The following is a 24393-nucleotide window of genomic DNA, read 5'->3' on the forward strand; positions in this document are numbered from 1 at the left end:
GTTCTTGCATGTGCACGGGCTGGTCTAGGGCACGCTGCCCAATCAGCATTGGCCCCTGCCAAAGTTAAGCCAGTGGAGTGAGCTACGGTGATAGGCGTCAAGGATCTGTGGCAAAAGCGGCCAGAGATTATCTTGGCGCTGCTCGCACTAATACCTCTTAACTGTTCGATCTTCTTTAGCAATCCTTTTGCCAGTTGCGGCACGAAAACAGATGCTTGCCAGCAAACAACCTCAATACTCTGATATAATTATGTTTATTTTATATTTTCATAACATGAAAATTTATTATTTGAATAACTAATTTATTTTGTTCATTTTTAAAAAATCATTCGCACAAAAATCAATGATTCAAGTGCCCTACAACTCAAATGCAAAAACCTGTAAAAAAATATCAGGGAGACAGAAATATGGCAACAGAGCGCTATCATATGCTTTTGGACTGGAGGGGAGAGCAAACATTACCTTTGCCGCCTGGACAGCAGATTGGCAAGGCTCGGCCTCTGCCCGCTATGCTAACACCGTATCGCCTGAAATTCACGAAACGCTGCGGTCTGCAGGCCTATGGAAGTTGGAATCTTGGCGGCATTGGGCCAGAGTCTGATTGGCTCTGCAGCAGAGAACCTGCTGGAAAAAGTAATGCCCCACGAGATAGCAGCTCGTGAGGCATTTTGTAACCAAGGCATTGTAACCAATGCCATACAGTAACAGGGCAACTACGTTAACCCTTTGAATTCATTTGGCGTCCCCAAGGGGATTTGAACCCCTGTCGACGGCGTGAAAGGACAGTCTCTAAAGTTGTAAATTCAATAAATTAGCAATGTTAGAGTGCATCCAGAAGCATCAAAAGACATCCGCATACACCCCGAACTAACCCCTTTTTAACCCTCTCCACAAGCGAGCATGTGTGTATAACCCGAGGGGCGCACGTTTAAATCCCCCCTCGCATCCGAATAATTCACGCTCTTACGGAGACGATCCGTAAGGGCCTTTTATTTCCCTACTTTTATTGGCTAGCTGACACTAGAAGAATTCCGAAAAAAGAATTTATCTACAACTCACTAATTGTTGATATACGCAGCGGAAAATCAACAGTTTGCGCCAGTAACTGACTGTTCTGCCTAATAATTCCGTATTCGCGTTTATGATTTGCCGGAGTGCGCCTACTGGCAATCAATACCCAGAGATTCTGGCACCTTTTGGTTGCACACCAACGTCAAAAAACTCAAAGGTCTGCCAATGTCTGGCGGGGGGCTGGATTACAAGCACGAAATGTGCACCGAAGGCTTCAATCCAGAAACTGGCGTCCGATTTTTCCAACCGAACTCGGGCATTAGCAGGGCGTCTTGCGCACAAGCTATAAATTTTCGTTTATCTAGGTCTTTAAATTTTATTCATAATTGCGTATAAACAGATCGCTCTTCCATTGTGCCAAATGCACCCATTAATGTTTGATTTAATTAATAATTTAATTCTGGAATAGTCATGCAGCTTGGATGGATAGACTTTTCAAGAGAAGATCGAAAAAAAGCACTCAGTGTTATCGCCCTGCTAACGGAAGAAGGCGTTTTGGATGAGCTCGGCATCGGGCCAGTCAGGGACGGCTTTGCCGATGTATTTTTCCCGGGAACCTCGACCATTCAGACCCGGGCAAAATATTTTTTTCTTGTGCCTTACGCACTTGATTTCATAACGCGGCAACGGCATACGAACCCTCAAGAATTTCTTTCAGCACTGGATATTCTGGAGCGTAAGTGCGGGCAGCGCCTGGCTGAACAGAATGCTGAGGGCACCATCGGCGAGCGAACAATAGCTGCGGGCGGATGGGTAAAGCGTACTCCGGCGACCATCTATTGGTCAGGGATCCGCAAATACGGTCTTCTCAAAAGCCCCGGACCTCTGTCCCTTTCTGAATACGCACGGCTGACCTGCAGCGAAACGAAGCAGCAGGCGGAACTCAAGAGGTCCGGCTACAGCCCCAGAGATGCAGCGGGAAACGCCGCCGACGATTCGGACGCCGGAAAACCCCTCAAAAGCATATCCTGGATTCTGCCTCCTTATCCGCAAGACTTGCTGGAGCATGTTTGCATGACTCTTTCTCATGAAGAAGCACTCCACCTGAAAGAGCGCATTGAAACAACACAGGCACGTTGTCTTCTGGCCCACATACTGCGTACCGGCAACCGGGAAATTCTCGATATTGATGATTTCAACGCTATCCCTATGGCCATGACCGCAACCTTTCCGCCGCATCTGCAGGAAATGTTCCTTCTCGCCAGAGCCTTCTCATCGCTCATCTACGAGGTTCGAATCCGCTATAATGCAATGTTGCCGGGTGGCCTGAATCAGGAAGCCGAAGAGGCTTGGTCAGCATTTACCGGTAATATGGACGAAGTTCTCAATCTGGACGTTTCTGCAGGGCTAGAGCGCCTCGGTGAGGTCAACAAAAAGTTGTTGAACTTTCTGGTTGGAGTGCAAGACGATATGCGGAACAAAAATTCAGCCGCCCTTGACGCCCGGATCAAACAGCGCGAAATAGCCCTGAAAGGCGAACAACGCGCCAAACTGCTTAACGGCGATGCCGGGAATACGGAAAAATGGATCGGCGGACGCAGGCTGGAGTATCGTTTCAGCGTTGCCAAACGCATGTTGCGGGACATTTTTCAAGGGTTGGACGGCTGATATGTTGAACCCCACCTCGGACAGACTCGATTACGGACGCCTTCTTTCTCCGCCTTATGGTTACGAACTTGTGGCCGCCATCGGCACTACCTATTCACTCGACTTCAGCGCATTAATTGGTGTCTGCATTGCCTTGGAACTGGCGGAAGAGCCTGACAGTCAGCTCCTCAAAAATCCAATCTGCCTTCTGCAAGCCCTGCGCCGGGCTGGGGACAAAGTCGCAGTATTCTGTCAGGCGGGCCAGATACAGGCTCCCTCTGACGCATCATCGCTATATATTCTTCTGGAAACCATCGTTTATCAAGTGCTGCTGGAAAAAAGAAAAAATCATCCTGTTTTTCATTCTTTTCATCCTAAATTCTGGCTGGCACGCTATGGCAACGCACAAGGGGACGAGCGTTGGCGACTTGTGATTTTGAGCCGCAATCTGACCTTTGACCGAAGCTGGGATGTTGCTGTGGCCTTAGATGGCGAACCGGGTAAGGACATAACCCCAAAAAATCAGCCGATAATTGATTTTTTGGGCTACCTGCGTAGCAAACTGCCCAAGAGCGCATCTGGAAAAAGAAAGGGGGCGCTGCTAGGTTCGCTTATGAGCGCCCTGCCTCGGGTTGTGTTTTCCGCGCAATCCATCGACAAATTTCAGGACTTCGAATTTATTCCCGTCGGCGTGCCCAATAGCAACGGCGGCATCTACACAATGAATGAAACCAAGCTGTTCAGTCATTCGTTTCAGAACCTTCTGATTATGAGCCCGTTTTTGAGTAAAGAACTCATCAAAGAGTTTAACACAAAACCTATGCAGAGTAATGCTCTCAAACGCGTGCTTGTAACCAGAAAGGAGGCCCTGTCAGAGTTCCAGGCGAATGACTGCGATAAGTTCGCCATCTATACAATGAAAAATGACATTGTGAACGGAGAGGCTAGCCTGTCTGAGGAACCAATGGAAACGCGGCAGCAGGATATCCATGCCAAGCTTTATCTATGGCACGAGCACTCAAACAGCGAGCTGTACTTGGGCTCAATGAACGCCTCAAACAGTGGTCGGAACGGCAACGTGGAATGCATGATCTGCCTGAAAAGCAGAAGCAGATGGCTTAATCTGGAAATGCTGACTACGGCCCTGTTCGGAGCGGATCCAGACGGGCCGCAGAACCCTTTTGAGCTCACCCCACTACCTCCGGCACAGAAGCAGGACGCCAATAAAACTGCCGCATTGGAAAAAATGATCAAGGCGCTTTGCCATGCAACGCCCCAGGCCTCCGTACGCGAAGAAGATGGCACATACACCATTACGCTCTCGTTTAAGGACTTGGAGAGTGGCGAAGGGTTGACCGTCAGCCCGCTGCTGACCAAACAGACCCTCGCGGTCAGCGAGCAATGCCAGTTCAGCGGGCTTGCTCTGCTGCAATTGTCCGAGTTCTACAGGGTAACGGCAGCAAACGAAGAGGTTCGGATCAGTCGAACGATAAAAATCCCCACTTTGGGCATTCCAAAGGAACGGGACATGGCTGTTTTCACATCCATAGTTAAAAATACCGGATGCTTCTACCAGTATATTTCATTCCTACTTAGTGATGATTATCTCTCCACCGCAGTGGAGAACGAGAACCTCAAGCACCCCGGCAAAAATTCCCACGGAAACAGTCTGCCGCCCGGTCTGTATGAAGAAATATTGCAAACAGCCGCCAGAACGCCAGATAAACTAAAGGAAATCGGAAACGTCCTCACCATGATCAAGAGCAAAGACGTCATTCCATCTGGTTTTGCCGAACTGTACGACTCTCTGAAACGGGCGGTGAAAATCAATGACTAATGTTCCTTTCCCTCTTGAGCAGGCTGAAGATACCATACTGCGGGGGCTGAAAGATTTTCAGCTCGCTACAGTAGAGCATATAGACTCGTTGTATAGAAAAGGTCAAAAAAGAGTACTGGTGTCCGATGAGGTAGGATTAGGGAAAACACTGATCGCCCAGGGCATGATCGCAAAAGTGGGGAGGCTGCGGCATGAGGAAGGCGATACTCTCTTCAAGGTGATCTATATTTGCTCAAATGCTGCAATCGCCGGGCAAAATCTTAATAAACTAAGCGTATACAAGAGCGTTGATAGCAAAGACACTACAACGACGCATGCAGCCCGTCTTTCAATGCAGCATCTGGCCATCTTTCAGCAGGAACAGGAAACTCTGGGAAAAAAACACTACATCCAGCTGATTCCGCTTACGCCAGACACCTCGTTCAATATTACCACTGGAACAGGAACAGTGCATGAGCGAGCGCTGATATTCAGCATTCTCAGTCATCTGCCCTATCTGCAAGACCACCTGTCGGCACTGGAAGAGCTGCTAACCGACTGCGCCACTGTAAGCTGGGCTCGCTGCGCCCAAGAGTACAGGAAACAGGTCGAAAGCTGCAATGCCACATCCAACGGGGACTATCTCAAATACATGCATGGGCAGATAGCCGCACACATGGGAACCCCTAGCAACGCATCATCGCTCCTAGCCCATTTGGTCACCCACTGCGAATTGATCGCGCAAAAACGTGCCAACACAGCGGAAGGAAGACGCCTTATCGGCAAGCTGCGCGTCATGTTCGCCCGGATCAGTCTAGAGCGCCTAGAGCCAGATTTTGTTATTATGGATGAATTTCAGCGCTTTAAACACCTGCTCCATCCAGATATGGAAACGGAAGCAGGCATGCTGGTAAACAAGTTTTTTTCCACTAATAGTGCGCGAATACTGCTTTTATCGGCCACTCCTTACAAATTGTACTCTACCTTAGAGGAAATTGAGGAAAACAAACAGGAGGATGAGCACTACAAAGAATTTTTGGAAGTGATGGATTTTCTTCAGGGTGACGCAGGGAAAAAGGCTACGTTCAACAATATATGGAGCAACTACTCCCTTGCCTTACGCTCTTTTTCCAAGGGCGACAGAACCTTTGTCCAGGTGAAAAAAAAAGCGGAAAACGCCATGTTCGAGACCATGTGCCGCACGGAACGAATCTCAGCGCAGACGGGTTCGGATATCATCGACACCTCCGCTGTAAGTGATGTTGTGCCTTCTGTGGCGGATATACAAACCTATTTGCAAATGCATGAACTACTGGAGGAAATTGATAGTGGCAGACGCGTGCCAGTTGATTACGTCAAGTCATGTCCGTATCTGCTTTCCTTCATGCAAGGCTACCAAGTAAAAGAGCATATTCAAAAATGTTTAAAAGACAATCCACGTTTGACCGCCAAGGCGAACAAAAGCACGTTGTGGCTCAAGCGGACCGATGTCGAAAAATTCAAGGTGGTTCCACCGAACAACGCTCGCTTGGCCTGCGTTCAAGGGGCAGCATTTGAGCAGCAGGCAGAAAACCTTCTCTGGATACCTCCATCATGCCCATACTACCCGTTGACTGGGGCATTCAGCGGGAAGCAACAGTTTTCCAAAATGCTGATTTTCTCCTCTTGGCAAATGGTGCCACGCATGCTTGCGACGATGCTTTCATATGAAGCAGAACGAAAAAACATTAGCAAAATTGCCAAAAAATACAGAAAAGCCAAACAAGAATCCCGCTACTTCACCAGCGAGGGAAGAGGGAAACGCTACCCGCTGGCCAAGCTAAATTTCTCGGTCTCACAGAAAGAGCCAAAGGGTATGGCCCTATTCTGCTTGCTTTATCCGTCTAAGAGCCTCGCCGATTGTTTCAGTCCTCTCGCTACGCTGAACAGTAAGCTAGACCTCAAAGCACTTGAAAAAAACGTTGGACAGGCTATCCGGGAACTCCTAAGGCCGCTTGCTGTATTCCAAGGCAAGAGCACAAGACCGGATGCACGGTGGTACTACCTCGCCCCCCTGCTCATGGATGGCCCGGAGTACGCGCGGGCTTGGCTCGCTAACGGGGCCGAGTTGACCCGGCAGACGGAAACCGATGATGACAATCTGGAAGGCAAGAACAAAGACGGACTAAAAGGATTCATGCGCCATGTGGAAGAATTGCAAAGGCTTCTAAAACAGGCGTTTGATGACGAGAATGACCCCTTGCTCCTTGGAGCGCAACCGGCTGATCTCATAACAGTTCTAACCAATATGGCCATCGCCTCTCCGGCAGTGTGCCTGTATCGCACATATCAGTCCATCTGTCCCGAAGCGGATGTAGGGGTGATGGCAAGCCAAGTCGCTGCCGTGCTCAGAAACCGCCTGAACACTCCCGAATCAACCGCCGTTATCGAAGCTAACTTTGGCAAGTCTGAGGAAGCACATTGGAAAAACGTACTCACGTATTGTGTGCAAGGTAATCTTCAGGCCGTTTTTGACGAATACGCACATATTCTTGTTGAATTCAATGGGTTGAGGGGAACGCTAGACATACTCGCATCTCTTCATACACTGATTATTGAGTCAATGCACGTCCACACAGCCTCTTATGCCATAGACACCTTCAGCGCATTGGAAAATCGGATAAAAGGAGGACAATCTCGCAGATTCAATATTCGCAGTCACTTTGCCGTATCCTTTACCAAAAGCGAGGGCAGAGGCAGGGGTGAAAGCGACCGCAAGGAAGCGGTTCGCAAATCGTTCAACTCGCCTTTCAGGCCATTTGTTCTGGTCACAACTTCCATTGGACAGGAAGGGCTAGATTTTCATTATTACTGCCGTAAGATAGTTCACTGGAATCTGCCATCCAACCCCATCGACCTTGAACAACGGGAGGGGCGTATCAGCAGGTATAAATGCCTTGCTATCCGACAGAATATCGCTCTGCGATACGGAGAAATACGCTTCAAAAAAGACCCCTGGTCCGAAATGTTTGCCGAAGCGGACCGAAAAGAACGCGGCCCAGGAGAATCAGAGCTCATTCCCTATTGGGGGCTATCTGCGCGTGATGATATGATCAAAATAGAACGCATCGTGCCCAGATACGCCTTCAGCCGGGATATCTCTTCATACGAAAGGTTAATTAAAATCCTTTCGCTTTATCGCCTGACCTTGGGGCAAGCCAGGCAAGAAGAACTTCTAGAGTCCCTGCTTGCTTCTTGCGACGATGCCGAGCAGTTGAAAGAACTGTTTATCAACATTAGCCCCTTTTATAGGAGAGCGTAAAAAATACTTTTTTCTGATGGGGTACGAGTGAATCAAAGACCGTGGTCTTCTTTTGCGGACTCGGATGCTGGAACTGGCAGAAGATCGGCGACGTTTCGGAGTTCCGCGTCTGCATGAATTATTGCGTCGGGAAGGCTGGTGCAGAATCACAAGCGGACAGAAAGGATTTACCAAGAAGAAAACCTTTCACTGCGCACCCGAAAGCGAGTGAAGCGTCCAAGCCATGCCCGAATTGTCCAGGCTGGCCCTGCTGGCCCAGATGAGCAATGGGCGATGGATTTTGTAAGCGACGCCCTTATGGTGGGGGCGCATCCGGATTTTGACAATTGCCGATCTGTGGGATCGCTTATGCCCGGCGCTCGAAGTGAAGATGTCGTTGCCTGAAGTTCGAGTTGTGCGTGTTCTTGAAAGAATACGCCTTCAAGGTCGGCTGCCGCAGCGTATCAAGGTTGATAACGGGCCGAAATTTAGCCGTAAGGCCCTGGATGCATGGGCTTTTGAGCATGGAGCACAGATAGAGTTTACTCGTCCGGGAAAGCCTACGGATAATGGGCACATTGAAAGCTTTAACGAAAATTCCGGGATGTGTGTTTAAATCAGAGCGTGTTTCTGTCCCTGCACGATGCCCGCAAAACAGTTGAAGCCTAGCGGCAGGATTACAACCAACGGCAACCGCACAGCTCATTGGGCTGGCTGACACCGAAAGAATTTCACGAAAGAGTATAACCTGTAATCCATTGGGAACCACTAACTTACAAGTGGTATACGCAGTGGGGTAAGGTCAATTCAGCCTGAATATATAGTGAGCATTCTATGAGCAGACCGTTCTTCAATCGTAGCCTTGCCGAGCTTGAACAAATTTTTGAGCAGCGGTCAGATGACCCTCAATTTCGTAAGCAACTGCACGATGAATTGGCATATAGAACAACTCAGCGGGCGGAGCGCTTGAAAAAACAGCTGACTGCACTGGAAGAATCAACAGCGCATGTCTCCAGCAAAAATGCTGTGGAGAATAAGCTCGCTCCGACACCTGCGAAGGGAAAAAATATAACAACGCAAAATGTGCCGCTTAGCGCTGTGGACGTCAGGCCTGCACCTGAAAAAATTCAACCAAGGATAGAAGCACCTCAAGAGACAAACGAAACTCTGGCTATCCATCCTGTTGAACCGATGTCGCTTAACCTGCCGCCGATAGTGGACGACTTCCATACATATTCTGGCCCAGAGTCAGTATTAAATGCTTGGACAGCTATAGAAGTTTTATCCCCGGTTACTTTTCTGAAGCCTGATTCTCTAGGGGATGGAAGCTCTTACAGCGTTGTTAAGTTTTCCAAAGGTCTGATGCCATGGGAAGACGGACAAAAGCGGTATCGTAAGGGGTACCGCCTTTACTATCAGGTTATTCTGGGTACCATCTCCATGGAACCTGCGATAGATGCCCTACTTAAGGTTTACACAGACACAAGAGCTCAGCGCCCGGCTACGAGAGGCGAAGCCGTGCTGGCAAGTGTCATGGTAGATACGGAGGGCCACCTTGCTGGACAAAACCCTTTGGTGATTTCCAGCTTCGGGTGGGGTGTCCCTGTTGCGCTTACAGGTAACATGCGAAGTTTGGAGCAATGGCCGCTAGCTGAACAAAAACTCATTGAGGCACTGACAGAAAAGCTGACCGTTCAAGATGAAGGCGGCAACCTACTCCCGCTTACAGCACATCATATTGCTGAGGCTTTTACCTGGCTGACGGGTACATTGTCGTTACCGCCAGACATTGTAAACAAGCCATATTTTGCCTTAGGCTCATTCCAGTGGAATCCATTGCCGGATGCGCCGGACCCCGTGTTGCTTAACTCGTTTTATCTTAAGGACCTTGCTTGGGCGAAAGCTATGGCTCGAGCCGGAACCCTTCCTGCCAATATGAAACGCTACTTTGGCGTGACAGCACCTGAAGCCCGCTGGAATCTCATGCACAGCAACGATGCTGTCAGGCGGGTTCTTGCTCCGTCCAAGTTCCCCGTGGCCTCTTGGCCCGGCAAAGGGCGTTACCCTTTGGCTCCTTTGCAACAGTGTGCAGTGAATATTGCTCTGAGTGATTTAAAAAATGGAGGCCTTCTGGCTGTTAACGGCCCGCCGGGAACGGGCAAAACAACACTACTTAGAGATATCGTTGCTGCAATTGTCACTGAAAGAGCCAAAGTGCTGGCCACATACGCAGATCCTGAAAAGGCGTTCCGCACTACCGGGCATAAGTTTAAGCGCGGCAACGCATTTCTCCATATGTATGCTGTGGACAAAAAATTACGCGGCTTTGAAATTGTTGTGGCCTCCTCCAATAACAAAGCTGTCGAAAATGTCAGTGTTGAACTACCTGGGCGCAACGCTGTGGCCGAAGACAGTTTTGCAGAGGGATATTTTTGTACGGTCGCCAGTGCATTGTTTTCAGAGGATGCATGGGGAGTGATTAGCGCTGTACTTGGAAATGCCAAGAACCGCTCGGAATTCCGTAAAACATTCTGGTGGGATCAAGATTGCGGGATGCTTGGGTATTTAAAATATGCCTGCGGTACCCCGGTGTATTATACAGATGACAATGGGGTGCAGTGTACCCCGCGCATTATTCAGCAAGAAAAACCTCCGATGAACCACGAGGAGGCATTGCTCCGCTGGGAAAATGCCAGAAAGCATTTCCTGCAGACGCAGGCAAAGGTTGAAAGTAGCCTGGCAAGTCTTCAAAAAATTCATGACCTGTATGACTCAATCTGCCGTCGTCACACAGAAATAAATAATGCTCGTGAAGAGCTACCTGTGCTTGAAAAACAACTTGCGCCTTTAGAAAACTTCTTTTTGCTTAATCAGAGTGCTTTTTCAAAAAAAGAGACCATATTTAGTGCGGCTACTGAGCAATACAAGTCCGTAGCAGCGGGTAAACCTGGATTTTTCAGCAGTTTGTTTTCTCGGGAAAGATATCGTTTTTGGCTTACTACGCTCGAACAGGCAGCACAGGAGTTGCAACATACCAGAAAGGAATATCTGCAGGCAAAAAGTGACCTTGAGGCTGTGATTGCACAAAAAAAAGCTTTATCCGAGCGTATTCAAGAAAGGACCAAAGCTATTCAGATCCTTTCATGGGAATTGGAAAAAGAGACTGAAGAATACGCAAAGTTGGCTGCAAGGCATACAGGAGCATTTGTTGATGCGTCTTTCTTTTTCAAAAGTCATGAAGAACGACAAATAACACCACCTTGGCTTGATGCGCAGACGGCTCGATTGCGAGGGGATTTGTTTGAAGCGGCTTTAGCGCTGCAGAAAGCCTTTGTCGACGGTGCCGCCCAGAAAATACGCCATAATTGCAACATATTTCTTGAAAACTATGGTTCAAAATCTCTCGGCAGCCCCAAAAAGGACTCTTTTATTGCTGACTTGTGGACTACTTTTTTCATGGTAGTTCCTGTTGTTTCAACCACATTTGCCTCAGTGGGGAGCATGCTGTCCGGGCTAGGACAAGAAGACTTAGGCTGGCTGCTTATTGATGAGGCGGGGCAGGCATTGCCACAGGCGGCTGTTGGTGCATTGATGAGGACAAAACGAGCTATTGTGGTGGGTGATCCATTACAAATTGAGCCTATTGTTGTGCTCCCGGAAAGTTTGACAGAAAAAATATGCGACAATTTTTCCGTAGACTGCGCCATCTACAATCCCCCAGGTGCTTCTGTGCAAACCCTTGCGGATCGTGCCACGGGCTATATAGGCAGCTTTGAGACGCAATTCGGCACACGAGAAGTGGGGGTTCCTCTTCTTGTACATCGCAGGTGCGCTGAACCAATGTTCTCCATTTCAAATGCTGTTGCTTATGAAAATTTGATGGTTCAGGCAAAACGCTCTCAACCGTCCTCAATTCTTGAAGTGGCAGGACCTTCGCGTTGGCTGCACGTTGCAGGCAATGCACAGGGGAAATGGTGTCCTCAAGAAGGCCAAAGTACCCTGCAACTATTGCAAACTATACGCACTGGCGGTTGTGAACCCGACGTCTACATTGTCACCCCTTTTGTTGATGTGCAAAACGGTCTCCGTAGCTTGCTGGCGACTTCGCCGATCCTTTCAGGCTGGGTGCCGGAGCCTCGTGCATGGGTAAAGGAGCGTGTCGGCACGGTACATACGGTGCAAGGGCGGGAGGCGGAGGCGGTCATTTTTGTTTTAGGAGCGCCAGAGGCAGGACAAAACGGAGCTCGCATATGGGCTGGGAAGTCCCCGAACTTACTTAATGTGGCCGTTACTCGGGCGAAAGAAGCAGTTTATGTTATTGGTAATGCCACGGCTTGGAAGGATTGCGGTGTGTTTCAGACTCTATATAGACGACTTATTCACTAAAAGTGTGTAGGAGAGGAGTGATGCCGCCCACCGGTGCAGAATTGTTGTATGATCGAGTTCAGCCCCTCTTTCTCTTAAAGGCAATGGGCCTCATCTTGCTCCTCTCCTGCTTTGTATTTCTATGAAATTCATGTACTTTTTGAATTGAATCAATCTGATGCAACAAAACAAGCTGTGACGCAACTGACTGCAGTTTGGAGCGCGATCTGAGGAAAAGTAATTTTTCCATCGGCTCAGCGAGAAGGCATGTTTGATTGATTACAGTATGGATTCTAGAAGTTTTTTTGATTGGATGGCTGATTGGAGAAGGCCGGGGAGCAGACCACTCTGATATGCCCCCATCAGGTTACAGCGTTTAGCCTAGGTGGCCTTTATATCGCTGTCTATTCTGATGGGGGCATATCAGAGTACCCCGGCCCTTTTCAGCTAACCATAAGTGTTGTTATTGTCGCGGACAAAAATGCGGTTCATTCCCGAAGGCTGAATTTAAACTGTCGGCTACCCACTAGAACTTGTAGATAAAGCTCACGTTGACGTTCCAGGCGTCCTGCGTGCTTACGCCGCCCATACGCGTACCGCTTGTGGTGGTGTAAGCACCCCAGACGTCCTTGGATTGGTCAAGCCACAGGGCAATGTAGTTGGCTTCCACCAGAATTTTGAAGTTGTCGTACATCTGGTAGGTAGAGGTAACGCCAAATTCCGCAGCGTAGTCGCGTGAGGTCAGGTACAGGCCGTAATAGTTGGCTGTGTTGAAATCGCCCATTGTGCCCGGGGTAACATCAGGGCGGAACATGGTGTAGCCATCAACATCCTTCTGCCCCTTGATGTACTTGGCCATGGTGGGGCTGTTGGTGCCGCCCATAAGGTTGGCATGGAAGGTATGCTTGAGCTTGTCGAGAAAGCTCACGTCCTTCACTCGCGCGCCCACGCCCCAGGTTCCCACAAAGGTAGAACCTACCAACGTGTCTCGGCCAAGGGTGAGTGTGCCCAGCGTACCAAAGCTGTCCAGCCCGTTGGTGCTCTCGTTGTTGGCTTCAATGGTGGGCATGCGTTCGGAACCGTTTTTCACGTTGCTGTCGTCGCCGCTCGTGTACCAGCCGTAAATACCGGGAATACCCCAGTCCATGCTGTATTCTGCCAGCAGCGAGCCATACCAGCCCTTGCGGTTCAGGGTTTCCACGCCGGTGTCAGACTGCCCGTAGTTAAAGCTCCACGCCAGACGAAAGGGATTCCAGGCCACGGCTTCGCCCGTCAGCCCCGCCCAAAACATGGTTGAGTAGGCGTTGGCTATCTGCCGCCCCACTTTGCCATTATTAAGGGCGTACACGGCAGGGGCAACACCCAGCGCACCTGCGCCGTCGTTGTTTTTGCCGTAAAAATCATTGCCTTTGCGAAAGGTATTGCTGCCAAAAGCGCCCACAAGACCCCAAGGGGTGATGTTTACACCCTCAAAGCGCAGCGGGGCTGCAAAGCCAAAAAGATCAAAATTGTCCAGATAATTCTGCGGCGAATTTCCCGCACCGGCCCAGTTGTCGTTGTAGGCGCGCGCCCAAAAACCTGTGAGTGAAAGGTGCTCATTAACAGGCGCAGAAACCGTTATGCCTGCGGTGTCGGCGTCAAATGCTTGCGATGCTTCGGTAACGAAATCGGGCATAAAAATGCGCTGAATGCCCATGCGAACCTTTACGTTGGTTTCGGGCATGGTCCAGTCAAGGTAGCTGTGCTTGATCTTGATAACGTTACCGTCCGCACCCAGGGCCGCGCCAGATTTGTTGCCAGCCTGCCCCCAGTATTGGCGGCCAATTTCAAAATACACGGTGCCGGAAAGCGCTTCTGAGGCAACGGCATCAAGCTGAAGGCGCACGCGCGACTTGGCCTCAAACTGGTCTTCATTATATCGGCCCCAACCTGTTGTGTGGTTAGCCGCCACCCCATTGGTCGAGCGCCCGCGCTCCATAAAGTTGCCGCCACCACCGTATTCAAAATTCATTATCCAGACGCCCTTGGTCTTGAAATCAACCGCATGCGCAGTTGTTGCAAGGCTAGGCAGCAAGACTGCGGCAGCCAGAAGCGATAAAACTTTTTTCCGCATCGTTCCCCCAATTTTGACGATAAGATTTTAAGTGGACACGATTTATATATTCGTGCTACCAAATTTGCTTGTGACGGCAGTGTTATCTTTGCTAAAAAAGTGCTACCACTGTCAACCCTAAATATGCCTCAGCGCACGGAGCGCAACATGCAAAAAATTGGATTTCTGTTGGCGGCCATCATCTGCTGCCTGAACATAACCGCCTGCAAAAGTGATGAAAAATCCACCGCGCAGGCCCAGCGCACCGAAATGGTTTACGCCAGCACCAAGGATATACGCATCATTAATCCCCACCTGTACTCTGGTGAGATGGCTGCGCAAAACATGGTTTTTGAGCCGCTGGTGGTGAACACTCCCGAGGGGGTCAAACCTTGCCTTGCCGAAAGTTGGGACATCTCGCCCGATGGCCGCGTGTACACATTCCATTTGCGTAAAGGTGTTACCTTTACCGATGGGGCTCCCTTTGACGCTGCCGCTGTAAAGTTGAACATGGATGCCATTGTTGCCAACAAGCCGCGCCACGCATGGCTTGATATGGTCAACGAAATTGAGAGCAACGAAGTAGTGGATGCGCACACCTACCGCCTTGTGCTCAAGCATCCGTACTATCCCACCCTGGTAGAGCTTGGGCTTGTGCGGCCGTTCCGCATGCTTTCGCCCAACTGCTTTATCAACGGCCAGACCAAGGACGGCGTTTCTGGCTATGTTGGCACTGGCCCTTGGGTGCTGACAGAACACAAAGACAAGCAATACGCGCTGTTTACGGCAAACAAAAACTACTGGGGTGTCAAGCCCAGGCTTCAGGCCGTGCGCTGGCGCGTCATGCCCGACCATCAGACCATCATGCTTGCTCTGCAAAAAGGCGAAATTGATCTTGTCTTTGGCGCAGATGGCGACATGCTGAACATGGACGCCTTCAATGCTCTGCAAAAAGAAGGCAAGTATGCCACACTTATCAGCAAGCCCATTGCATCGCGGGCCATTTTGCTCAATGCGCACCAGCCCGTTACAAAAGACCGTGCCGTGCGCATGGCTTTGCAATACGCCATTAACAAGCAGGCCATAGTAGACGGTGTGCTCAACGGCACGGAAAGCGTAGCCAATACGCTTATTTCTCCCACCGTGCCCTACTGCGACCTTGGCCTGACCGTGCGTAATTATGACCCAGCCAAAGCCGCTGCCATGCTTGATGAAGCTGGCTGGAAGCTCGGCCCTGATGGCCTGCGAGCCAAGGACGGGCAAAAGGCCATAGTGCGCCTGTACTACAATTCGCAAAACGCGCAGGAGCGCACTCTGGCGGAATATGTGCAGAGCGACCTGAAAAAGGTCGGCATTGAAATGAAGATCATCGGCGAAGAAAAACAGGCTTTTCTTGACCGCCAGCGTACGGGCGATTTTGAACTGCAATACTCGCTTTCGTGGGGAACGCCCTACGATCCGCAGTCATATCTTTCGTCGTGGCGCATACCCGCACACGGCGACTATCAGGCGCAGGTGGGTATGGAACGCAAGGAATGGCTGGATAAAGCCATCACTCAGCTCATGATCGAACCCGATGAAGCAGCCCGTAAGGCCATGTACAAGGAAATTTTGACCTACGTGCATGACGAGGGCGTGTATGTTCCCATTTCGTACTCTCGCACCAAGGCCGTGCACGCCAAGGCATTGCAGGGCGTTGGATTCGGCGTGTCGCAGTATGAAGTTCCGTTTGAAAAAATGTATTTCGAGAATACACCCGCCCGCTAGGCTGCGGGCATGATCAGGGGCGCGGGTTTGTATAACCGCAAGACCGCGCCCCATGCTCCACACATATGAAAGCATACATACTGCGCCGCCTTCTGCTGACAATTCCGCTTTTGCTGGGAATTTCTTTTGTTTCATTTATCATTATCCAACTCAGCCCCAGCGATCCGGCTGAGGTAGCTGTTCGGGTTAACGAAATAGTGCCCACAGACGAAGTACTTGAGCTTACGCGCGAGCAGCTCGGCCTCAACAAACCCTTTTTAGTGCGCTATGCAGACTGGATGTGCGCCGTGGCCCACGGCGATCTGGGCAGACGCTATGTGGACAACAAGCCAGTTGCGCAGGAACTGGCACGGGCCTTGCCGCCCACCCTGTGGCTAGCACTTGCGGCAACCCTGTTCATGGCGGTATGCAGCGTGGGCATGGCCTTTGTGTGCGCCATGTATGAGGGCCGCCCAGTGGATTATCTGCTGCGCGGATTCATTTTTTCCGGCACGGCCACGCCAGGTTTTTGGGCGGGGCTGCTGCTCATGTGGCTGTTTTCCGTCAAGCTCAACTGGCTGCCCACCAGCGGCATGCAGGGTGCAAGTTCTGTTATTCTGCCCGCAGTAACGCTTTCGCTCACCTACATTTCCACCTATGCGCGGCTGTTGCGCAACAGCATGGTGCAGAACAAGCAGAAGAATTCCGTGCTCTATGCCCGGGCGCGGGGGCTTACACGCGGCATGATCTGGCGGCATATTTTTCGCAATTCCCTGCAATCCACACTCACTGGCCTTGGCATGTCGTTGCCCAAGCTCATGGCCGGAACCTTTGTGGTAGAAACCATTTTTGCCTGGCCCGGCCTTGGCTGGTTGTGCGTTACCGCCATTTTTAACCGCGATTTTCCCGTTATTCAGGCATATGTATTGCTGATGGCCGTACTATTTGTGGGCTGCAACCTGCTGGTAGACATTTTGTGCGCGGCCATTGATCCGCGTTTGCGCACGCGGGAGCAGATATGAGGGTGTGGCGACGGCTGCGCAACGACCGCGTGGGCATGGTCTGCCTGTGCTTTTTGTTTGCCGTGGCGGCGCTGGCCTTGTGCGCACCGCTGGCTGCACCGTGTGACCCCACGGCCATTGATGTGAGAAACAAGTTCGCGGGATACTCGCTGATTCATCCCCTTGGCACAGACCAGTTGGGGCGGGACGTGCTTTCGCGGCTGATCTGGGGCGGGCGCGCAACTCTTGGTTTTTCGTTGCTGACCATGGGCATCACCCTTGTTATTGGCAGCGGGCTTGGCATCGTGGCCGGGTTCTGCCGAGGCAAGGTTGATGAAATTATCATGCGTTTTTGCGATGTGATGATGTCATTCCCCAGCGAGGTGCTCATTCTTGCTATAGTTGGCATGCTTGGCCCGGGGCTGGGTAATGTGGTCATTGCCAGCGTAATTGCAAAATGGCCATGGTATTCCCGCATGATCCGCTCTGTGGTCATGCAGTATACAGACGTCAACTATGTGCGTTTTGCCCGCGTGGCGGGCTGTGGCATGTGGCACATATTCCGCAGGCATCTGCTGCCGGGAGCACTGGGCGAAATTATCGTGCTGGCTACGCTCGATACCGGGGCGGTGATCCTGTCTGTTTCGGCCCTGTCGTTTCTGGGTCTTGGGGTGCAGCCGCCCACGGCTGAATGGGGTGCCATGCTCAGCGACGCCAAGGACATAATGTCCATGTATCCGCAGCAGATGCTGCCCGCAGGGCTGACAATCTTGCTGGTTGTGGCGGCCTTCAACTTTTTGGGCGACAGCCTGCGCGATGCCATCGACCCTGCTCATACCACTTTGCAGGGGGTGAGCCTGTGAGCGTGTTTGGCGGCGGCCAGCCGCAGGCGAGGGCTGATGCTGTGACCGAAGAGCCTAATGTGCCCACGGTTCTGGAAGTGCGCGACCTGCGTGTGGTGCAGCGAGCAGGCGGGCAACCTCTTGTGCACGGCGTAAGCTTCACGCTTGCCGCCGGGGCCTGCCTTGGCATTGTGGGCGAAAGCGGTAGCGGCAAAACCCTTACCTGCCGAAGCCTCATGGGGCTTTTGCCGCCCACCCTTGCGGGCGATGGCGGTGCGATATTTAACGGTATTGACCTTGTGCACGCCCCGGCAGAACAGTTGCGCCAGCTCAGGGGCAGCAAGATTGCCATGGTTTTGCAGCAACCCATGACGGCTTTTGACCCACTGTACACCATGGGCGTGCATTTTCGCGAAACTTTGGCGGCCCACGGGGCATATTCCCCCGCACAGGCCGATGCGCTGGCCGTGGCCATGTTTGGGCGGGTGCGCCTTGAAGCTCCGCGCGAAATTTTGCGCAGTTATCCTCACGAACTTTCGGGCGGCATGCTGCAACGCTGTATGATTGCCCTGGCTCTGGCCCTTGAGCCGCAGCTTATCATTGCCGACGAGCCAACAACGGCGCTGGATGCGGAAACCCAGTTTGAAGTTGTGCAGCGCTTTCAGGAACTGCGGGTGCAGTGCAATACCTCCATGATCTTTGTCTCGCACGATCTGGGCGTGGTGCAGCGTCTGGCAGATGCTGTGCTGGTGATGAAGGATGGCCGCTGTGTGGAATACGGCCCTGCGGAAACCGTGTTCAATGAGCCGCAGCACGAATACACACAGTACCTTATCCGCACCCGGCTTGCCCTGACGCGGGGTTTTGAATCCATGCTGGAGCGTACCCATGCTTGAGGTAAGGAACATCTGCAAAAGCTACGGCAAGGGCGGCCTGTGGAATCCCCAGCCCAAACCTGTGCTGCACAACGTGAGTTTTGGTATTCCAGCTGGTGCGACTGTAGGGCTGGTGGGCGAGAGCGGCAGCGGCAAAAGCACCCTGAGCCGCATTGTGCTGGGGCTGGAACGCCCCGACAGTGGCACCGTGTTGCTTGAGGGACAGGCTGTGCCCCTATGGCTTCGAGGCAATCCTGGCCGCATGAGCGTGGTTTTTCAGGATTACACCACCTCGGTCAATCCAGGTTACAGCGTGCGCAGCATTATTCGCGAGCCTCTGCTGGCTTGTGGCCGGGGCACAGGCTCGGACAAAGCCGTGCTAGCGCTGATGGACCGCGTTGGGCTTGCACCAAATCTTGCAGACCGCTTGCCCCACGAGGTCAGCGGCGGCCAGTTGCAGCGGGTATGTATTGCCCGTGCCATCGCCACAGCCCCCCGCTTTGTTGTTTTTGACGAGGCCATAAGCTCGCTGGATGTTTCGGTGCAAACCCGAGTGCTCGAATTGTTGCGCGAGCTGAAAGGCAACATGACCTATTTTTTCATTGCCCACGACCTTCAGGCCGTAACCTACCTGTGCGACGACATTCTCTTTATGCATCAGGGGCGCATTGTTGAACAGGCCGCAGGTTCAGGTCTGGCCGGTGTTTCGCACCCTTACGCACAAAAACTGGTGAGCTCGGCCATTTTGTTTCGTTCGGCCTGGAATGGCTGAGCATGGTCAAGACGCAAAATTCAAGGAGCCGTTATGAGCCAATACACCGCAGATACCGCCCAATTTCAGCCGGATGTTTTGCCCGTTCCAGGCTCTGCGCTTACTGGTCGTATAGAAAAATACTGGTCGCGCAGGGCTGAAAGCTACGGCGAAACACGGCGACACGAGCTTGCCTGTGACAAAAAATCCCTTTGGTTGAGCGAAATCTTACCCCATCTGCCCGCTGATGGGCCGTTGCGCATTATGGATGTGGGCACAGGCGCGGGCTTTTTCGCCATTTTGCTTGCGCAGCAGGGGCACAGCGTTTGCGGCGTGGACATGAGCCAGGCCATGCTGGATGAGGGTACGGCTCTTGCGCAACAGGCCCGCTGCGCCGTCACGTTTCAGCGCATGGACGCCTGCTGCCTGGAATTTGAATCTTCAAGCTTTGATGCGGTGATTTCGCGCAACCTTACCTGGACTCTGCCCGATGCCGCCGCAGCCTACCGCGAATGGAATCGTGTGCTGCGTCCCGGCGGCGTGCTGCTGAATTTTGACGCTGATTACGGCTCGGTTTCTTTTATTGATGTTGTTCAGCAGTCGGGCGTTCACGCCCACGCGGGCATGAATGACGACATGATGCTTGAATGCGAGAGCATTCGCCGACAGTTGCCGTTGAGTGCCGAATCACGCCCAGTGTGGGATATACAAATTCTGCGCTGTTCGGGATTTTCGGCCTGCTGGTGCGACACCGACCTGAGCTCGCGCATCTACACCCACCGCGATGAAACCTACAATCCAGTACCCATGTTTGCCCTGCGTGCGGTCAAGTAGCAGCGAGGGCTTTTGATATAGTGGGTTGCGGGCGAGTATCCACTGTGGCGTGGAGGGAAACCAGATGTGCAGCATTGACAGCAAGGCAGAGACTGTAAACGGCGATGTATCGCAGTACCGGCAGGAATCGGACGCGCTGGGCACAGTGGCCGTGCCCGCTTCTGCCTACTGGGGCGTGCATACGGGCAGAGCTGTAGCAAATTTCCCCCTTTCGGGCCGTGCGGTCAGGCCGCAGCTTGTGCGGGCACTGGCCCTGGTCAAGCTGGCCTGCTGCCGCGCCAATGAGGAACTTGGCTATCTGCCGCAAACCGAAGCACAGGCCATTGCCGAGGCCTGCCGTGAGGTTGCCGAAGGCGGTCTGGTTGAAGCCTTTGTGGTGGACGCCCTGCAAGGCGGGGCCGGAACCTCCACCAACATGAACGTGAACGAGGTAGTCGCCAACCGTGCAGAGCAATTGTTGGGGGGGCGGCTTGGCGAATATGCCCGCATTGATCCCTTGCGGCACGTGAATCTGCACCAGTCCACCAACGATGTGTACCCCACGGCTGTGCGGGTTGCCGCCATGTTTTTGCTCAAGGATATGGAGCAGGCCATTGCCACACTGCAAACGGCCTTTCAGGAAAAAGAACTGGCCTTTAGGCATATTCTTAAGGTGGGGCGCACCCAGTTGCAGGACGCCGTGCCCGTCACCCTGGGTATGGAATGCTCTGCCTGGGCAGAGAGCCTCTCGCGCGACCGCTGGCGGGTGTTCAAATGCGCCGAGCGGTTGCGGGTGGTCAATCTTGGCGGCACTGCGGTGGGCACGGGCATAACCGCACCGCGCAGCTATATTTTTCTGGTTGTTGAAAAACTGCGTGAGGTTACGGGGCTGGGCCTTTCGCGGGCAGAAAACCTCATGGACGCCACACAGAACTGCGACCCACTGGTTGAAGTGTCTGGCATTCTTAAGGCGCATGCGGTCAATCTGTTTAAAATAACCTCAGACCTGCGGCTGCTGGCATCCGGCCCAAGGGCCGGTATTGGCGAGTTGCGGCTGCCAGCCGTGCAGGCCGGGTCAAGCATCATGCCGGGCAAGGTCAATCCCGTAATCTGTGAGGCCGCCGCACAGGCCGCACTGCGGGTAATGGCCAACGACAGCGCCGTGACTCAGGCCGCTTTTTTGGGGCAGCTTGAGTTGAACGCCTTTATGCCCCTGCTGGCAGATTCGTTGCTGGGCAGCCTGCTGCTGCTGACCCAGGCTTGCCGCATGCTGGCCGAAAAATGCGTGCAGGGCCTGGAGGCGGATGAAGCCGCTTGCGCCCGCCACCTTGGTAATTCACTGGTCACGGTTACGGCCCTTGTACCCGCGCTTGGCTACGAGTGTGCGGGCGAAATAGCCGCGCAGGCCCATAGCACAGGGCAAAGTGTGCGCACCGTGGTGCTTGAGCGGGGGTTGCTGGAAGAGCATGAACTTGACCGGCTGCTCAGTGCCGAGGCCGCCACGGCCCTTGGGCACAGGTAGGCGGCTGACGGGTAATAACGCAACGGAGTTTTTGCCATGAATGAAACGCCCAAAAGTCTGCGTCTGCACATCGGCATCTATGGTCGGCGCAATGTGGGTAAGTCTTCTCTGCTCAACGCACTGGCAGAGCAGCAGGTTTCCATTGTTTCCGACACGCCCGGCACAACCACAGACCCGGTGGAAAAAACGCTGGAGCTTGCGCCCCTCGGGCCGGTGGTTTTTATTGATACTGCGGGCATTGACGACGTGGGCGCACTGGGCGAGCTGCGCAAAGAGCGCACTCTCAAGGCCCTTGAGCGCACCGATGTTGCCCTGCTGGCGGTGGAGCCGGATCAGTGGGGCGAGTACGAAGACTTTTTTGTGGCCCAGCTTCGCGAGCGCAACATTCCTTTTGGCGTGGTCTTTGGCAAGAGCGATCAGGCTCTTCCCGCTGCTGTGCATACATCGGTGCTGGAGAAGGGCGGCATCCGCTGGATGAGCGTTTCTGCCCTGACAGGCAAGGGCATGGGGCAGGTGCGCGAGGCGCTGGCGGCACTGGCACCAGAGCACTGGTTTGCAGAGCCGCGCCTTCTGGGCGATCTGTTGCCAGCGGGTGAACTGGCCGTGCTGGTGGTTCCACTTGATCTGGGTGCGCCCAAGGGGCGGCTAATTTTGCCCCAGGTGCAGGCCATACGCGATGTTCTAGATAGCGATGCATCGTGCATGGTGGTGAAAGAACGCGAGCTTGCTGCGGCCCTCGCCCGTCTGAACAGGGAGCCATGCCTTGTGGTCTGTGATTCGCAGATTGTACTCAAGGCCGTGGCCGACACTCCGCCGCATATTCCACTCACTACGTTTTCCATCCTTATGGCCCGATTCAAGGGTGATCTGGCGGCCCTTGCCCACGGGGCGGCTGCCATCGACCGCTTGCAACCCGGTGACGCCGTGCTGGTGGCCGAGGCTTGCGGGCATCACCCCTCGGCAGACGACATCGGGCGGGTGAAGATTCCGCGCTGGCTGCGGCAGTACGCCGGGGGCGATATTCGCGTGGACAATCTGGCCGGGCGTGACTTTCCTGATGATCTGAGCCCATACAGGCTGGTTATCCACTGCGGCGCGTGTACGTTTAACCGTCAGAGCATGCTTGCGCGGCTGGCGCAGGCGCAAACGCAGGGCGTGCCCATAACCAATTACGGGTTGGCTATTTCGCATGTGCAGGGGGTGCTGCGGCGGGTTCTTGAGCCTTTCCCCGCAGCATTGGCGGCATTTGATGCGGCACGGTGATCTCTCTGCTTGTCGTGTTTGTTTATAATGCCAGCGTGTTGACTTTAAAGTTGGCCTTTTGATTGAGTAAAAATTTGCTACGATATTGACAAAAGTGTTACTGTGGCGCAATCTGCTCAAAGCAGTGCGCATCCGGACTGGCTCCCATGGGTGGGAATAGACAGTGCTTCATGTGGAAGCAAATGGAGTTTATGGACTTTTGTTTCTATTAGGTGTTACTTTTTTTAAAAAAGTAACACAAGTGACACCTGCGACCACACTCGGCATCAGCACTGCACGTTACTGCTTAACGGTATAGCGACAACTGGCACAGAACTGGATGGTAACCATGCGCCGTGAAGAAATCATAGAACTTCTTTTTGAAACGCCCTTCGAGGCGCTTTGCGAGCGTGCCGCCCGTGTGCTGGAAGAAGAAAAAGGCTCACATGTGCATGTGCGCGGCCTTATTGAATTCTCCAATGTGTGCCGCCGCAACTGCCGTTACTGCGGCCTGCGTGCCGAGAATGCAAATCTGCGCCGCTACACGCTTGATAAGACCGATATCATGGCCGCCGCAAAAAATGCCGTTGCCATGGGCGCAGACACCATTGTGCTGCAATCGGGCGAATCGGCCATTGAACCCATGTGGCTGGCAGATGTGGTGGATTGTTTGCGCGGCGATTTAAACGTGCCCGTTACCTTGAGCGTGGGCGAGCACTCGCGCGCCGCATACGCACTGTGGAAAGAGGCTGGCGCAGTGCGCTTTTTGCTCAAGCATGAAACAGCCGACCCCAAACTCTACACGGCCTTGCATCCGGGGCATGAGCTTGCCGAACGCATCAGTTGCCTGCGGGTGTTGCAGCGGCTGGGCTACGAAATAGGTTCCGGCTTTATGGTGGGTCTGCCCGGCCAAAGGCCGGAAACGCTGGCTGACGACATCATTTTATCGCGCAGGTTGGGTGTTTCCATGTGCGGGGCTGGGCCGTTCATTGCGCAGCACGATACGCCCCTTGGCGGGCATCCGTCGGGCAGCGCGCAGCTTGCCTTGCGGGTAATGGCCGTCATGCGCATAGCCATGCCCTGGGCCAACATACCCGCAACCACGGCGCTTGCCACAGTGGACACACTGGGCGGACAACGCAATGGCCTGCTGGCAGGGGGCAACGTGCTTATGCCCTCGTTTACGCCGCCAGCCTACGGCAAGCAGTACCGCATTTACGACAATAAAAATCGGGTGGACATGCTGGGCGCGCGCAAGGCCATTGAAGGCGCGGGGCGTAGCCACAGCCTTGCCGATTGGCAGCCTCCTGCCGCTCAGGATGCCATTGCCAGAGTTGCGCCCGCTTTCTCAAGTGTGGCGTGCATGCTGGCAGGATAAAAACTTGCTGTT

15 protein-coding genes and 2 pseudogenes are annotated in these 24393 nt (G+C 52.9%); 16 read left to right on the forward strand and 1 reads right to left on the reverse strand.

All coding sequences use genetic code 11. The features are described from left to right. The first annotated feature begins 561 nt into the window (after positions 1–561). The 7 genes and pseudogenes from DDIC_RS13880 (at position 562) to DDIC_RS07855 (ending at position 12140) form a co-directional block, all read left to right on the forward strand. A complete protein-coding gene (locus DDIC_RS13880) occupies positions 562–705 on the forward strand; it encodes a hypothetical protein (RefSeq protein ID WP_211088861.1) in 144 nt (47 codons plus the stop codon). A gap of 777 nt (positions 706–1482) precedes the next feature. Further along, positions 1483–2679 (forward strand): DUF6361 family protein, encoded by a 1197-nt coding sequence (locus tag DDIC_RS07835; RefSeq protein ID WP_136399925.1) that lies wholly within the window; start codon positions 1483–1485, stop codon positions 2677–2679. Between the two features lies 1 nt (position 2680). Then, positions 2681–4495 carry a phospholipase D family protein gene (locus DDIC_RS07840; RefSeq protein ID WP_136399926.1) on the forward strand — a complete coding sequence of 605 codons (1815 nt, stop codon included), beginning with the start codon at positions 2681–2683 and terminating at the stop codon, positions 4493–4495. Continuing rightward, entirely contained in the window at positions 4488–7775 is a 3288-nt protein-coding gene (locus DDIC_RS07845) for a DEAD/DEAH box helicase (protein ID WP_136399927.1), read from the forward strand. The genes DDIC_RS07840 and DDIC_RS07845 overlap by 8 nt, the downstream gene beginning before the upstream one ends. Before the next feature lie 307 nt (positions 7776–8082). Further along, positions 8083–8370, forward strand: a pseudogene (locus DDIC_RS14160) (DDE-type integrase/transposase/recombinase); the annotation flags it as partial. Between the two features lie 53 nt (positions 8371–8423). Then, a pseudogene (locus DDIC_RS14165) lies at positions 8424–8501 on the forward strand (integrase core domain-containing protein); the annotation flags it as partial. An 87-nt stretch (positions 8502–8588) separates the two neighbouring features. Next, positions 8589–12140 (forward strand): DEAD/DEAH box helicase, encoded by a 3552-nt coding sequence (locus tag DDIC_RS07855; RefSeq protein WP_136399928.1) that lies wholly within the window; start codon positions 8589–8591, stop codon positions 12138–12140. A gap of 505 nt (positions 12141–12645) precedes the next feature. Here the strand turns inward: DDIC_RS07855 and DDIC_RS07860 are convergent. Continuing rightward, the gene (locus DDIC_RS07860) at positions 12646–14232 is read right to left on the reverse strand and encodes an outer membrane homotrimeric porin (RefSeq protein WP_168732499.1); all 1587 of its coding nucleotides are present in this window, start codon (positions 14230–14232) and stop codon (positions 12646–12648) included. 147 nt (positions 14233–14379) lie between these two features. Between DDIC_RS07860 and nikA the strand changes: the two genes are divergently transcribed. From nikA to hydE, 9 genes are all read left to right on the forward strand, one after another. After that, on the forward strand, positions 14380–15978 hold the full coding sequence (nikA, locus tag DDIC_RS07865; protein ID WP_136399929.1) for a nickel ABC transporter substrate-binding protein: 1599 nt from the start codon (positions 14380–14382) through the stop codon (positions 15976–15978). A gap of 65 nt (positions 15979–16043) precedes the next feature. Continuing rightward, positions 16044–16979, forward strand: a complete 936-nt coding sequence (gene opp1B / locus DDIC_RS07870; protein WP_136399930.1) for a nickel/cobalt ABC transporter permease — start codon at positions 16044–16046, stop codon at positions 16977–16979. Beyond that, positions 16976–17821 carry a nickel/cobalt ABC transporter permease gene (opp1C, locus tag DDIC_RS07875; RefSeq protein ID WP_136399931.1) on the forward strand — a complete coding sequence of 282 codons (846 nt, stop codon included), beginning with the start codon at positions 16976–16978 and terminating at the stop codon, positions 17819–17821. The genes opp1B and opp1C overlap by 4 nt, the downstream gene beginning before the upstream one ends. Next, positions 17818–18696 carry an ABC transporter ATP-binding protein gene (locus DDIC_RS07880; protein WP_211088862.1) on the forward strand — a complete coding sequence of 293 codons (879 nt, stop codon included), beginning with the start codon at positions 17818–17820 and terminating at the stop codon, positions 18694–18696. Before opp1C ends, DDIC_RS07880 begins: the two co-directional genes overlap by 4 nt. Further along, positions 18689–19447: an ABC transporter ATP-binding protein gene (locus DDIC_RS07885; protein WP_136399932.1), complete on the forward strand. Its 759-nt coding sequence runs from the start codon at positions 18689–18691 to the stop codon at positions 19445–19447. The genes DDIC_RS07880 and DDIC_RS07885 overlap by 8 nt, the downstream gene beginning before the upstream one ends. Before the next feature lie 33 nt (positions 19448–19480). After that, the gene (locus tag DDIC_RS07890) at positions 19481–20260 is read left to right on the forward strand and encodes a class I SAM-dependent methyltransferase (RefSeq protein WP_136399933.1); all 780 of its coding nucleotides are present in this window, start codon (positions 19481–19483) and stop codon (positions 20258–20260) included. A gap of 64 nt (positions 20261–20324) precedes the next feature. Beyond that, positions 20325–21761: an aspartate ammonia-lyase gene (locus DDIC_RS07895; RefSeq protein ID WP_136399934.1), complete on the forward strand. Its 1437-nt coding sequence runs from the start codon at positions 20325–20327 to the stop codon at positions 21759–21761. 36 nt (positions 21762–21797) lie between these two features. Further along, positions 21798–23024, forward strand: a complete 1227-nt coding sequence (gene hydF / locus DDIC_RS07900; protein WP_136399935.1) for a [FeFe] hydrogenase H-cluster maturation GTPase HydF — start codon at positions 21798–21800, stop codon at positions 23022–23024. A 328-nt stretch (positions 23025–23352) separates the two neighbouring features. Beyond that, on the forward strand, positions 23353–24381 hold the full coding sequence (gene hydE / locus DDIC_RS07905; RefSeq protein ID WP_136399936.1) for a [FeFe] hydrogenase H-cluster radical SAM maturase HydE: 1029 nt from the start codon (positions 23353–23355) through the stop codon (positions 24379–24381). Positions 24382–24393: the final 12 nt, after the last annotated feature.

This window comes from Desulfovibrio desulfuricans, assembly GCF_004801255.1.
GTDB lineage: Bacteria > Desulfobacterota > Desulfovibrionia > Desulfovibrionales > Desulfovibrionaceae > Desulfovibrio > Desulfovibrio desulfuricans_C.

Excerpts from the sequence above, each read along its gene's own strand:
- DDIC_RS13880 (WP_211088861.1), top strand. The coding sequence starts at position 562 with ATGGAAGTTGGAATCTTGGCGGCATTGGGCCAGAGTCTGATTGGCTCT.
- DDIC_RS07835 (WP_136399925.1), top strand. The coding sequence starts at position 1,483 with ATGCAGCTTGGATGGATAGACTTTTCAAGAGAAGATCGAAAAAAAGCA.
- DDIC_RS07840 (WP_136399926.1), top strand. The coding sequence starts at position 2,681 with ATGTTGAACCCCACCTCGGACAGACTCGATTACGGACGCCTTCTTTCT.
- DDIC_RS07845 (WP_136399927.1), top strand. The coding sequence starts at position 4,488 with ATGACTAATGTTCCTTTCCCTCTTGAGCAGGCTGAAGATACCATACTG.
- DDIC_RS07855 (WP_136399928.1), top strand. The coding sequence starts at position 8,589 with ATGAGCAGACCGTTCTTCAATCGTAGCCTTGCCGAGCTTGAACAAATT.
- DDIC_RS07860 (WP_168732499.1), bottom strand. The coding sequence starts at position 14,232 with ATGCGGAAAAAAGTTTTATCGCTTCTGGCTGCCGCAGTCTTGCTGCCT.
- nikA (WP_136399929.1), top strand. The coding sequence starts at position 14,380 with ATGCAAAAAATTGGATTTCTGTTGGCGGCCATCATCTGCTGCCTGAAC.
- opp1B (WP_136399930.1), top strand. The coding sequence starts at position 16,044 with ATGAAAGCATACATACTGCGCCGCCTTCTGCTGACAATTCCGCTTTTG.
- opp1C (WP_136399931.1), top strand. The coding sequence starts at position 16,976 with ATGAGGGTGTGGCGACGGCTGCGCAACGACCGCGTGGGCATGGTCTGC.
- DDIC_RS07885 (WP_136399932.1), top strand. The coding sequence starts at position 18,689 with ATGCTTGAGGTAAGGAACATCTGCAAAAGCTACGGCAAGGGCGGCCTG.
- DDIC_RS07890 (WP_136399933.1), top strand. The coding sequence starts at position 19,481 with ATGAGCCAATACACCGCAGATACCGCCCAATTTCAGCCGGATGTTTTG.
- DDIC_RS07895 (WP_136399934.1), top strand. The coding sequence starts at position 20,325 with ATGTGCAGCATTGACAGCAAGGCAGAGACTGTAAACGGCGATGTATCG.
- hydF (WP_136399935.1), top strand. The coding sequence starts at position 21,798 with ATGAATGAAACGCCCAAAAGTCTGCGTCTGCACATCGGCATCTATGGT.
- hydE (WP_136399936.1), top strand. The coding sequence starts at position 23,353 with ATGCGCCGTGAAGAAATCATAGAACTTCTTTTTGAAACGCCCTTCGAG.